This window comes from Citrobacter sp. Cb031, from assembly GCF_030336725.1.
In the GTDB taxonomy this organism is placed as follows: Bacteria; Pseudomonadota; Gammaproteobacteria; order Enterobacterales; family Enterobacteriaceae; genus Citrobacter; species Citrobacter braakii.
This window is the reverse complement of sequence record NZ_JAOWDA010000033.1, coordinates 517,117-529,381: the sequence shown is the minus strand read 5'-3', so window position 1 is coordinate 529,381 and position 12,265 is coordinate 517,117. Positions and strand designations below refer to the sequence as shown.

Annotated in this window: 9 protein-coding genes; 5 read left to right on the top strand and 4 right to left on the bottom strand. The window is 53.5% G+C overall.

The window, feature by feature from the left end; genetic code table 11:
- Positions 1–44 precede the first annotated feature (44 nt).
- Entirely contained in the window at positions 45–1,988 is a 1,944-nt protein-coding gene (cpdB, locus tag OGV93_RS16140; protein WP_016155525.1) for a 2',3'-cyclic-nucleotide 2'-phosphodiesterase, read from the bottom strand.
- A gap of 187 nt (positions 1,989–2,175) precedes the next feature.
- Between cpdB and cysQ the strand changes: the two genes are divergently transcribed.
- On the top strand, positions 2,176–2,916 hold the full coding sequence (gene cysQ / locus OGV93_RS16135; protein ID WP_016151445.1) for a 3'(2'),5'-bisphosphate nucleotidase CysQ: 741 nt from the start codon (positions 2,176–2,178) through the stop codon (positions 2,914–2,916).
- Here the strand turns inward: cysQ and OGV93_RS16130 are convergent.
- Positions 2,906–3,463 (bottom strand): YtfJ family protein, encoded by a 558-nt coding sequence (locus OGV93_RS16130; protein WP_047358569.1) that lies wholly within the window; start codon positions 3,461–3,463, stop codon positions 2,906–2,908. The two genes, cysQ and OGV93_RS16130, sit on opposite strands and share 11 nt — an antisense overlap.
- A 327-nt stretch (positions 3,464–3,790) precedes the next feature.
- Between OGV93_RS16130 and OGV93_RS16125 the strand changes: the two genes are divergently transcribed.
- Positions 3,791–3,997 (top strand): DUF1107 domain-containing protein, encoded by a 207-nt coding sequence (locus tag OGV93_RS16125; RefSeq protein WP_003025710.1) that lies wholly within the window; start codon positions 3,791–3,793, stop codon positions 3,995–3,997.
- A 67-nt stretch (positions 3,998–4,064) separates the two neighbouring features.
- On the opposite strand, the gene paeA is transcribed toward OGV93_RS16125, so the two are convergent.
- Positions 4,065–5,405: a polyamine export protein PaeA gene (gene paeA, locus OGV93_RS16120; RefSeq protein WP_003830418.1), complete on the bottom strand. Its 1,341-nt coding sequence runs from the start codon at positions 5,403–5,405 to the stop codon at positions 4,065–4,067.
- Positions 5,406–5,557: 152 nt separating this feature from the next.
- Positions 5,558–6,196: a peptide-methionine (S)-S-oxide reductase MsrA gene (gene msrA / locus OGV93_RS16115; protein WP_016155527.1), complete on the bottom strand. Its 639-nt coding sequence runs from the start codon at positions 6,194–6,196 to the stop codon at positions 5,558–5,560.
- Between the two features lie 212 nt (positions 6,197–6,408).
- Here msrA and tamA point away from each other — a divergent pair, with 212 nt between their 5' ends.
- Genes tamA through OGV93_RS16100 form a run of 3 tightly spaced genes read left to right on the top strand, consistent with a single transcriptional unit; the run spans position 6,409 to position 12,262 of the window.
- The gene (gene tamA, locus OGV93_RS16110; RefSeq protein WP_016155528.1) at positions 6,409–8,142 is read left to right on the top strand and encodes an autotransporter assembly complex protein TamA; all 1,734 of its coding nucleotides are present in this window, start codon (positions 6,409–6,411) and stop codon (positions 8,140–8,142) included.
- A complete protein-coding gene (gene tamB / locus OGV93_RS16105) occupies positions 8,139–11,915 on the top strand; it encodes an autotransporter assembly complex protein TamB (protein ID WP_287109765.1) in 3,777 nt (1,258 codons plus the stop codon). The genes tamA and tamB overlap by 4 nt, the downstream gene beginning before the upstream one ends.
- A gap of 2 nt (positions 11,916–11,917) precedes the next feature.
- Positions 11,918–12,262: a gamma-glutamylcyclotransferase family protein gene (locus OGV93_RS16100; protein WP_016151451.1), complete on the top strand. Its 345-nt coding sequence runs from the start codon at positions 11,918–11,920 to the stop codon at positions 12,260–12,262.
- The last annotated feature ends 3 nt before the right edge of the window (positions 12,263–12,265 follow it).

Below are 12,265 nucleotides of genomic sequence, written 5' to 3'. Positions count from 1 at the left end.
CCTGGTCGGGCTTGCCGGATGGCGCAGCGCCACCCGGCGTGGTCTTACTTACTCAAATCCAACTGATAAATGGCGAAGCCGATGTCATCGGTAGCGACTTTCTTCAGTGGATACTGGCCTTTCTCTTTGATAAACGCAGCGGCTTTATCAGACGGTGATGTTTCAAAGCGAATATCCAGTTGTGTCTCGCTGTGAATCGGCGCCAAACGCCAGTTGTTATCTGCCGCCGGATGAATTTCGCCTGCGCTCTTTGTCTGGGAACCTATCCATGCTGCCAGCACCGAGCGGTTTTCATCTGGTGATGCAAACGCGATGTGGCTGTCGCCGGTCCCGGCAAACTTACCGCCGTAGGCGCGGTAGTTGTTGGTCGCGACGAGGAAGGTTGCGTTCGGATCGATCGGTTTGCCGTTAAAGGTCAGATTTTTAATACGCTCCGCTTGCGGGTTAATCGTCTGGCATTCACCGTCATAGCGAGCGGGTTGTGAAACATCAATCTGATAATTCACGCCGTCAATCACGTCGAAGTTATAGGTACGGAAGCCATCCCAGTTAATTAACGACTGTGGTTTGCTGCTGTGGATATCAATCTGATTAAACTGCCCGGCAGAACATTCCAGCCACTCTTTCACCTCTTTTCCGCTGGCTTTCACCACGACCAGGGTATTGGGATAGAGATACAAATCAGCGGCGTTACGGAAGGTAAGCTGACCTTTTTCGACTTCGACAAAGCTGGCCGGATCGTTCTTGCGTCCACCGACTTTAAACGGCGCAGCGGCGGAAAGTACCGGTAGTTTTGCCAGGTCCGGATCGCCCTGGATAAAATGTTCCACATAGGCTTTCTGCGCGTTATTCACCACCTGCACGGTCGGGTCGTCCTGAACCAGCGCCAGATAGCTGTACATGTTGTCGGCAGATTTACCGATTGGTTTGCTGACAAATTCACGCGTGGCATCGTGATCGGCTTTTAGGATCTCAACGATTTTTTGGTCTTCGCCAGCCAGTGATTTTTTGGCCGCGGCGTCATAAATCGGGCGCGCCTGCGCTTTCCCCTGCGTAACCTGCCATTTACCGCTGTCGTTATTCAGCACTAAATCCACCACGCCCAGGTGATCGCCCCACATGCCCGGCATCACCGCAGGAACGCCATTGAGCGTACCTGTTGTGATATCTGCGCCTTTGATGTTGGCAAAGTCTTTCCCCGGGAAAACGGCGTGAGCGTGACCAAACATAATGGCATCCACGCCCGGAACTTCACTGAGGTAGTAAACGGAGTTTTCCGCCATCGCCTGGTATGGGTCGGCAGAAAGCCCGGAGTGAGCAACCACCACCACGACATCGGCACCTTTGGCTCGCATTTCCGGCACGTATTTACGTGCGGTTTCCGTAATGTCATTCACCGTCACTTTGCCGCTGAGGTTGGCTTTATCCCAGGTCATGATCTGCGGCGGCACAAAACCGATATAGCCAATTTTCAGCGTCTGCTTGTTTCCTTCCTGATCGACAACCTCAGTCTCTTTGATCAGATAAGGAGTAAACAGCGGCTTTTTGGTCTTAACGTCGATGATGTTGGCGTTAACGTAAGGGAACTTCGCCCCGGCTAGCGCGTTGTGCAGATACTCAAGACCGTAGTTGAATTCATGGTTGCCAAGGTTACCCACGGCGTAATCCAGCGTATTCAGTGCTTTATATACCGGATGCGTTTCGCCCGCTTTCAGCCCCTTGGCCGCCATATAATCCCCGAGCGGGCTGCCCTGAATCAGATCACCGTTATCAACCAGCACGCTGTTTTTGACTTCACCACGTGCTGCGTTGATCAGGCTTGCCGTACGAACCAGGCCAAATTTTTCAGTCGGCGTATCTTTGTAATAATCGAAATCCATCATATTGCTATGCAAATCAGTGGTTTCCATTATACGCAGATCGACGGTCGCGGCATTGACGCTGGCTGCAATCAGCGTGGCCAGAAACGTTGCACTAAACTTAATCATCAGGGGCATCCTTTTAAGATCTAAGCCACAAAAGAAAATGTATATAAATCTTCTTGCTTACAGAACTGTGAATCATGACATGAATATAGCGTTTAAAACCGCAGACGCTATCACAGTTGGCGGATCCTTTGGCGATCGGGTATAAGTAAAACAACGAGTTAACACCACGACAGAAACGAGGTGGAGAATGTTAGAACATGTATGCCAGCTTGCACGGAATGCGGGCGATGCCATTATGCAGGTCTACGATGGAATCAAACCGATGGAGATTACCAGCAAGCAGGACGATTCTCCGGTCACGGCGGCGGATATCGCCGCGCATACGGTGATCCTCGAAGGATTACTGGCGCTGACGCCGGATATTCCGGTCCTGTCTGAAGAAGCGCCTCCTGGCTGGGATGTTCGCCAGCACTGGCAGCGCTACTGGCTGGTAGACCCGCTGGACGGTACCAAAGAGTTCATTAAGCGTAACGGTGAATTCACCGTCAATATTGCGCTTATCGAGCAAGGAAAGCCGGTACTGGGCGTGGTTTACGCGCCGGTGATGAAAGTGATGTACAGCGCGGCAGAAGGTAAAGCGTGGAAAGAAGAGTGCGGCGTGCGCAAACAAATCCATGTTCGTGACGCGCGTCCGCCGTTGGTGGTGATTAGCCGCTCGCATGCTGACAATGAGTTAAAAGAGTATCTGCAACAGTTGGGTGAGCACCAGACCACGTCGATTGGCTCATCGCTGAAGTTCTGCCTGGTGGCGGAAGGGCAGGCACAGCTGTACCCACGTTTTGGGCCAACTAACGTATGGGACACTGCCGCTGGCCACGCCGTTGCTGCCGCAGCCGGGGCGCACGTTCACGACTGGCAGGGGAAATCTCTGGATTACACCCCACGTGAATCATTCCTCAACCCCGGCTTCCGCGTCGCTATTTACTGAGTAATTTGTGCAGCAGGGCAATAACCTGCTGCACCTCTTCCTGCGTCAACGCACCATCTTTTGCCCACTGAACGCGTCCGTCCTTATCAAGTACGGCGATAGCGGAGCTCTCTTCATCCAGTTGCCAGGCTTTACGCGCAATGCCATTACTGTCGACAATAAATTGTGACCACGGGTAGAGCTTCTTATTGCTCTCCAGACTGCTGCGCACAAACATACCGGAGCCAGGAATAGCGTCATCGGTGTTGACGATCGTGGTGGTCTGGTATTTGTCGTGCGGCAGGTTGGCCGCCTTGATTGCCTCGATCAGCGTAGCATTTTTCTCTTTGGCGGAGGTGCGTCCGGCAATGTGTTGCACAATTCGCACTTTCCCTGGCAACTGCGCGCTATTCCAGCTTTTGTAGCTAAACTTATCGTTATCGAGAATCAGTTCGCCGCGATCGGCGATCCCCACCGGCGGTACGCGCTGGTTAGTCTCAAACGAATGCGCACCGGCAATCATCGGTAGCAGCAGGCACGACAGCGCCAGCAGTTTTTGTAAGGTCATAGGTTTTCCTTCTTTCTTTATTTTGCAGGTGATCCGACCACTTGGGTCTGGAATTTAATCATATGTGCGATTGATGCTTTTTCCCGCAAGCGCGATGCCAGTTTGCGGACGGGCGCACAAATCCTGCGAAAAATGAAGGCTTATACTGAAGACAGCGAAGCGTTGAAAAGATAATTCTGAATATTTGTAACCTGAAGGTAAATAAACTTATACACGCTGGAAACATGAGCGAGATAGTCTATAGTCATAGGGCATTAAAATTTGCGCCTGAGGATTGTCGGACCGATTGTGGTACCGCAAAGGCGTAATGCTCAGCAGGAGACAACAATGAAAATTTTCCAACGATACAACCCGCTGCAGGTGGCGAAGTACGTGAAGATCCTGTTTCGTGGACGGTTATATATCAAGGATGTAGGCGCTTTTGAATTTGATAAGGGTAAGATTCTTATCCCAAAAGTGAAGGACAAACTGCATTTTTCCGTGATGTCCGAAGTTAACCGTCAGGTCTTGCGTCTGCAAACTGAGATGGCTTGATCAAAGTGCTATGCGGTAGTTAAAAAAACGGCTCCTGAATGGGAGCCGTTGATGTTTCTGCAGGACGTTAAGACGCCTTTGCCTCTTCTTTTGCATCCGGCAGTTTCGGTACCAGTACGGTAGGTTTACTGTCCAGACGCGTCACCAGCAGCTGATCGATCTTGTAGTTATCGATATCCACCACTTCAAATTTGTAGCCTGAATACTTCACCGAGTCGGTGCGTTTCGGGATTTTACGCAGCATGAACATCATAAAGCCGCCGATGGTTTCATAGTTGCCGGACTGCGGGAACTCATCGATATCCAGGACGCGCATAACGTCATCAATCGGCGTACCGCCATCGACTAACCATGAGTTTTCATCGCGCGCCACGATCTGCTCTTCCAGACCCTGACCGACTAAATCGCCCATCAGCGTAGTCATAACGTCGTTGAGCGTGATAATCCCCACCACCAGCGCGTACTCGTTCATGATGACGGCAAAGTCTTCGCCTGCGGTTTTGAAGCTTTCCAGCGCTTCAGAGAGCGTCAGCGTATCCGGCACAATCAGCGTATTGCGGATCTGTACGCCACTGTTCAGCGCCATGCTTTGGTTCGCCAGTACGCGGTTGAGGAGATCCTTTGAATCGACATAGCCAATGATGTGGTCGATATCTTCGTTACACACCAGGAATTTGGAGTGTGGGTGTTCCGCCACCTTGTTCTTCAGGCTTTGCTCATCTTCGTGGAGATCGAACCAGATAATATTCTCGCGCGAGGTCATGGAAGACGGTACGGTACGGGATTCCAGTTCGAACACATTTTCAATCAGCTCATGTTCCTGCTTACGCAGAACCCCCGCCAACGCACCCGCTTCGACCACGGCGTAAATATCGTCCGAGGTGATGTCGTCTTTACGCACCATCGGGATCTTAAACAGACGGAAGATGTTATTTGCCAGACCGTTAAAGAACCACACCAGCGGGCGGAAGACGAGCAGGCAGAAGCGCATCGGGTTGATGATACGCAAAGCCACAGCTTCTGGCGCAATCATACCGATGCGTTTCGGAGTTAAATCCGCGAACAGGATGAACAGGCCAGTAACCAGCGAGAACGACAGAATAAAGCTTAACTGTTCGGACAGCTCTGGAGTGAAGTACTTCGAGAAAAGGCTGTAAAACGCCGGGGAGAATGCCGCATCACCGACAATACCACCGAGAATAGCGACCGCGTTAAGGCCAATTTGCACGACGGTAAAAAACATGCCGGGGTTTTCCTGCATCTTCAAAACACGTTGTGCGTTTACGTTGCCTTCATCGGCAAGCAGTTTAAGTTTTATTTTGCGTGATGCAGCAAGCGAGATCTCGGATATCGAGAAAAACGCACTCACGGCGATCAGGCAGAGAATGACTAAAATACTGTTTAACATATCTTATCCGACCGTTAAGGCCAGATCCTCGGAAGGGATAAATTGATAAATCCGTGTGAAATACACATTGAAAACCGGTCCGAAGGGAGTGGACCGGCAATTTCAGGAGCTAGTATAGCGTAAGGTACTGTAAAGCCGCCAGAGGGTGGCGATTATCCTTGTGGCGGTAGACAAACGCCAATCCCGCCAATGCCACAGTACCCATAAGGATTTTTATGCAGATACTGCTGGTGGTCGTCCTCGGCATAGTAGAACGGGGTTGCGGTAGTGATTTCCGTTGTAATAGTGCGCTCGTCGCCAGCGGCGGTCATTGCTGCCTGAAAACGCTCAAGGCTTGCCCGTGCCGCGACGGTTTGCTCCGGCGTTAACGGGTAAATGGCGGAGCGATACTGCGTCCCCTGGTCGTTCCCCTGACGCATGCCCTGCGCCGGGTCGTGATTTTCCCAGAACACCTGCAGCAGTTGCTCGTAGCTGATAACATGCGGATCATAGACGACGCGTACCGCTTCGGCGTGTCCGGTATCGCCGGAACACACTTCCCGATAGGTTGGGTTAGGGGTGTAGCCGCCGGTATATCCGGCCGCTGTGCTGTATACCCCGGGTAATGACCAGAATAAACGTTCAACGCCCCAGAAACATCCCATGGCGAAAAAGGCTATCTCCATACCGTCGGGCACGTTGGTCATCGAATGTTGGTTAACCGCATGCAGCGTTGCCACTGGCATCGGGGTGTTGCGTCCAGGTAGGGCATCTGCTTGAGTAACAAGATGCTTTCTATCAAATAAACTCATGGCCGTTCTCCCGAAATCAGTCATTTGGGTTAAGGTTGTAACGAGACGCGTCTTTGCCCACAATAAACGGCGTGAATACGTCTAGAGTTAAACATAAGAAATATTTGGGTTGTCGTCTGTTTTTCAACTCTTATTGTTGATTTTTTGTTAAGCCGAGGAACGGCATAGTATTTTTTTCCAGGGGTGGGAAAAAAGGATATTCAGGAGAAAATGTGCCACATATCCGTCAGTTATGTTGGGTGGGATTACTGTGCTTAAGTGGCTCCGCCGCCGCAGCGAATGTTCGCTTACAGGTCGAAGGATTATCAGGACCGCTGGAGAAAAACGTCCGTGCGCAGCTATCCACGATTCAAAGTGATGAAGTCACTCCAGACCGACGCTTTCGTGCGCGCGTTGATGATGCCATCCGCGAAGGGCTAAAAGCGCTGGGCTACTTTGAGCCCACCATTGATTTTGAGCTGCGTCCGCCGCCGGCGAAAGGACGCCAGGTGCTGATTGCCAAAGTGACCCCTGGTGAGCCGGTGCTGATTGGCGGCACCGAAGTGATTCTGCGCGGTGGCGCACGTACGGATAAAGATTACCTGGATCTGCTGAAAACGCGACCGGCAATCGGCACCGTGCTGAATCAGGGGGACTATGATAACTTCAAAAAATCACTCACCAGCGTGGCGCTGCGCAAAGGCTATTTCGACAGTGAATTTAATAAAAGCCAGCTTGGGATAGCGCTCGAACGCCGCCAGGCATTCTGGGATATCGATTACAACAGCGGTGAACGCTATCGCTTTGGGCATGTCACTTTTGAAGGCTCGCAAATTCGCGATGAGTACCTGCAAAATCTGGTGCCCTTTAAAGAGGGTGAAGAGTACGAGTCGAAAGATCTGGGCGAACTGAACCGTCGTCTGTCGGCGACCGGATGGTTTAATTCCGTGGTCGTCGCACCGGAATTTGATAAAGCCCGTGAAACCAAAGTGCTGCCGCTGAAAGGCGTGGTGTCGCCGCGAACTGAAAATACCATCGAAACCGGGGTCGGTTACTCAACTGACGTCGGTCCACGGGTGAAGACCTCGTGGAAAAAGCCGTGGATGAACTCCTATGGCCACAGCCTGACCACCAGCGCCAGCATCTCTGCGCCAGAGCAGGTTCTTGATTTCAGTTATAAAATGCCGCTATTAAAGAACCCGCTGGAGCAGTATTACCTGGTGCAGGGGGGCTTTAAGCGTACCGATTTAAACGATACCGAGCAGGACTCCACTACGCTTGCGGTTTCCCGCTACTGGGATCTCTCCAGCGGCTGGCAGCGCGCGATTAACCTGCGCTGGAGCCTCGACCACTTTACCCAGGGTAACGTCACTAACACCACCATGCTGCTCTATCCGGGCGTGATGATCAGTCGGACGCGCTCGCGCGGCGGTCTGATGCCAGTTTGGGGCGACTCCCAACGTTATTCCATCGATTACTCCAACACGGCCTGGGGCTCAGACGTTGATTTCTCCGTCTTCCAGGCGCAAAACGTCTGGATCCGCACCCTGTACGATCGTCATCGCTTTGTGATGCGCGGCAACCTCGGCTGGATCGAAACCGGGGACTTCGACAAAGTACCGCCGGATCTGCGTTTCTTCGCCGGGGGCGATCGCAGCATTCGCGGCTACAAATACAAATCTATTTCGCCTGAAGGCAGCGACGGCAAGCTGAAAGGGGCCTCGAAGCTGGCGACCGGCTCGCTGGAATATCAGTACAACGTGACCGGAAAATGGTGGGGCGCGATGTTTGTCGATAGCGGCGAAGCGGTCAGCGATATCCGCAGAAGCGATTTCAAAACCGGTGCCGGGGTCGGCGTACGCTGGCAATCGCCAGTGGGACCCATCAAGCTCGACTTTGCTGTCCCTGTGGGCGACAAAGATGAACATGGTTTACAGTTTTACATCGGTCTGGGGCCTGAATTATGAGTTTATGGAAGAAGATAAGCCTCGGCGTGCTGATTTTTATCCTGCTGTTGTTAGGCACGGTGGCGTTCCTCGTCGGCACCACTTCGGGCCTGCATCTGATCTTCAAAGCGGCGAATCGTTGGGTTCCGGGGCTGGAGATTGGTCAGGTCACCGGCGGCTGGCGGGATTTATCGCTCAAAAATATTCGTTATGACCAACCTGGCGTGGCGGTGAATGCTGGCGAAGTGCATCTGGCCGTGGGGCTTAACTGCCTGTGGGACAGCAGCCTGTGCGTCAACGATCTGTCGCTGAAAAATATCAACGTGGCGATCGACAGCAAAAAGATGCCGCCATCAGCGCCGGTTGAAGAGGAAGAGAGCGGTCCGCTTAACCTTTCCACACCTTACCCAATCACGCTTTCGCGCGTGGCGCTGAACAACATCAATATCAAAATCGATGACACCACGGTTTCGGTGCTGGAATTTACCTCCGGCCTGAACTGGCAGGAAAAAACGCTAACCCTGAAGCCAACGTCATTACAGGGGCTGCTGATTGCCCTGCCTAAAGTGGCGGAAGTGGCGCAGGAAGAGGTTGTCGAACCAAAGATTCAAAATCCGCAACCGGATGAAAAACCGCTCGGCGAAACGCTAAAAGATCTGTTCTCAAAGCCGGTGCTGCCGGAAATGACCGATGTCCATCTGCCGCTCAATCTCAACATTGAAGCGTTTCGCGGCGAGCAGTTGCGCGTGACCGGGGATACGGATTTAACGGTACATAACATGCTGCTGAAAGTGAGCAGCATTGACGGCAACATGAAACTCGATGCACTGGATATCGACTCGAATCAGGGGACGGTAAAAGCCAGCGGCACGGCGCAACTGACCGACACGTGGCCGGTCGATATTACGTTAAACAGCACGCTCAACGTCGACCCGTTAAAAGGCGAAAAGGTGAAGCTGAAGGTCGGCGGCGCGCTGCGTGAACAGCTGGAAGTCGGCGTAAATCTGTCTGGTCCGGTGGATATGGATCTGCGCGCCCAGGCGCGTCTGGCGGAAGCCGGATTGCCGCTCAACCTTGAGGTGGTGAGTAAGCAGGTTTACTGGCCGTTTACCGGCGACAAGCAGTTCCAGGCTGATGACATCAAGCTCAAACTGACCGGTAAGATGACCGACTATACGCTGTCGATGCGTACCGCTGTGAAAGGTCAGGATATTCCTCCGGCTACCATCACGCTGGACGCCAAAGGCAACGAACAGCAGATCAATCTCGACAAACTCAGCGTTGCGGCGCTGGAAGGGAAAACTGAGCTGAAAGCGCTGGTGGACTGGCAGCAGGCGATCAGCTGGCGCGGGGAGCTAACGCTGGATGGCATCAACACGGCGAAAGCGATCCCGGAGTGGCCATCAAAACTGAATGGCCTTGTGAAAACTCGCGGCAGTCTGTACGGCGGAAGCTGGCAGATGGAGGTGCCCGAGCTGAAGCTGACCGGCAACGTGAAGCAGAACAAGGTTAATGTGCACGGCTCGCTGAAGGGTAACAGCTACCTGCAGTGGACGATCCCGGGCCTGCATCTGGAACTGGGACGCAACAGCGCCGATGTGAAAGGGGAACTGGGGGTCAAAGACCTCAATCTCGACGCGACGATTGATGCCCCGAGCCTGGATAACGCGCTGCCGGGACTGGGCGGTACGGCGAAAGGGCTGGTAAAAGTTCGCGGTACGGTTGAAGCGCCACAGCTGCTGGCGGATATCACCGCCCGGGGTCTGCGCTGGCAGGAGCTGTCCGTCGCTCAGGTGCGCGTCGAAGGCGACGTGAAATCGGCAGAGCAAATCGCTGGTAATCTCAACGTTCGCGTAGAGCGGATTGTACAGCCTGACGTGAATATTGGCCTGGTGACGCTCAATGCCAAAGGTAGCGAAAAGCAGCATGAGCTGCAGCTGCGCATTCAGGGGGAACCGGTCTCCGGGCAGCTCTCCCTGGCAGGTAGCTTTGATCGCCAAGAGCAGCGCTGGAAAGGTGCGTTAAGCGATACCCGCTTCCAGACGCCGGTCGGTCCGTGGTCGCTTAACCGTCCTGTCGCGCTGGATTATCGCAATCAGGAACAGAAAATCAGCATTGGGCCGCACTGCTGGAACAACCCGAATGCGGAACTGTGCGTACCGCAAACTATTGATGCCGGTGCACAAGGACGCGCGGTGGTGAACCTTAATCGCTTCGACCTGGCGATGCTAAAACCGTTTATGCCGGATACAACCCAGGCCAGCGGCGTTTTCACTGGCAAAGCTGATGTGAGCTGGGACACCACCAAAGAAGGGCTGCCGCAGGGGCAGGTTACGCTGAGCGGACGTAACGTGAAGGTCACGCAAAGCGTGAACGATGCGCCGCTCCCTGTGGCGTTTGAAACGCTGAATCTGACCGCCGACCTGCACAATAACCGTGCCGAGCTGGGCTGGCTGATTCGCCTGACCAACAACGGGCAGTTTGACGGCCAGTTGCAGGTAACGGATCCGCAAGGACGCCGCAGTCTCGGCGGCAACGTCAACATCCGCAACTTCAATCTGGCGATGGTGAACCCCATTTTCTCGCGCGGTGAAAAAGCGGCTGGGGTGATCAACGCCAACCTACGTCTGGGCGGTGATGTGCAAAGCCCGCAACTGCTCGGACAACTGCAACTGAGCGGTCTGGATATCGACGGCAACTTTATGCCGTTTGACATGCAGCCAAGCCAGTTAGCCGTTAACTTCACCGGAACACGCTCAACGCTGGCGGGCGTGGTGCGTACGCAGCAGGGCGAAATTAACCTGAGCGGCGATGCCGACTGGAGTCAGATAGACAACTGGCGGGCGCGCGTTGCGGCTAAAGGCAGCAGGGTTCGTATTACCGTGCCGCCGATGGTCCGCCTGGACGTATCGCCGGACGTGGTCTTTGAAGCCACGCCGAGCCTGTTTACCCTTGATGGCAACGTGGATGTGCCGTGGGCGCGTATCGTGGTACACGACCTGCCGGAGAGCGCGGTAGGGGTTTCCAGCGATATGGTCATGCTTAACAACAATCTGCAACCGGAGAAACCGCAGACAGCAGGTATTCCGATCAACAGCAACCTGAACATCCACGTCGGTAACAACGTGCGTATTGACGCCTTTGGTCTGAAAGCGCGTCTGACGGGCGATCTGAAAGTGGTGCAGGATAAGCAGGGGCTGGGGCTGAACGGACAAATTAATATTCCGAGCGGGCGTTTCCATGCCTATGGTCAGGATCTGATTGTGCGTAAGGGCGAGCTGTTGTTCTCCGGTCCGCCGGATCAGCCGTTACTCAACATCGAAGCAATTCGTAACCCGGAAGCCACCGAAGACGACGTGATCGCCGGGGTTCGCGTCACGGGCACCGCCGATGAGCCGAAGGCGGAGATCTTCTCCGACCCGGCGATGTCGCAGCAAATGGCGCTTTCCTACCTGCTACGCGGACAAGGACTGGATAGCGAACAGAGCGACAGCGCGGCAATGACTTCAATGCTTATTGGTCTGGGGGTTGCACAAAGTGGTCAGGTTGTGGGTAAAATCGGGGAGACATTTGGCGTAAGCAATCTGGCACTGGACACACAAGGGGTGGGTGATTCATCTCAGGTGGTTGTCAGCGGATACGTACTGCCAGGTCTGCAGGTGAAATATGGTGTGGGTATATTTGACTCCTTAGCGACACTCACGCTACGTTATCGTCTGATGCCTAAGCTATATCTGGAAGCAGTGTCTGGCGTAGATCAGGCACTTGATTTGCTCTATCAGTTCGAGTTTTAGCAATGCGAATATTTGTCTACGGCAGTTTACGAACCAAACAAGGCAACAGCCACTGGATGACCAATGCCCTGTTGCTGGGAAATTTCAGTATCGACAACTACCAGTTGTATAGCCTGGGCCACTATCCAGGCGCCGTTCCAGGAGAGGGAACAGTACACGGGGAAGTTTATCGTATTGATAACGCCACGCTGGCAGAGCTTGACGCTCTGCGTACCCGTGGCGGTGAATACGCACGCCAGTTAATTCAAACGCCGTACGGAAGTGCATGGATGTACGTGTACCAACGTCCGGTTGATGGCTTAACGCTGATTGAAAGCGGTAACTGGTTAGACCGAGACCAGTACTGATAT

What these genes read in the sequence shown, in the direction of transcription:
- OGV93_RS16100 (WP_016151451.1), top strand. Translation starts at nt 11,918, where the DNA reads ATGCGAATATTTGTCTACGGCAGTTTACGAACCAAACAAGGCAACAGC.
- cysQ (WP_016151445.1), top strand. Translation starts at nt 2,176, where the DNA reads ATGTTAGAACATGTATGCCAGCTTGCACGGAATGCGGGCGATGCCATT.
- tamB (WP_287109765.1), top strand. Translation starts at nt 8,139, where the DNA reads ATGAGTTTATGGAAGAAGATAAGCCTCGGCGTGCTGATTTTTATCCTG.
- OGV93_RS16125 (WP_003025710.1), top strand. Translation starts at nt 3,791, where the DNA reads ATGAAAATTTTCCAACGATACAACCCGCTGCAGGTGGCGAAGTACGTG.
- OGV93_RS16130 (WP_047358569.1), bottom strand. Translation starts at nt 3,463, where the DNA reads ATGACCTTACAAAAACTGCTGGCGCTGTCGTGCCTGCTGCTACCGATG.
- paeA (WP_003830418.1), bottom strand. Translation starts at nt 5,405, where the DNA reads ATGTTAAACAGTATTTTAGTCATTCTCTGCCTGATCGCCGTGAGTGCG.
- cpdB (WP_016155525.1), bottom strand. Translation starts at nt 1,988, where the DNA reads ATGATTAAGTTTAGTGCAACGTTTCTGGCCACGCTGATTGCAGCCAGC.
- msrA (WP_016155527.1), bottom strand. Translation starts at nt 6,196, where the DNA reads ATGAGTTTATTTGATAGAAAGCATCTTGTTACTCAAGCAGATGCCCTA.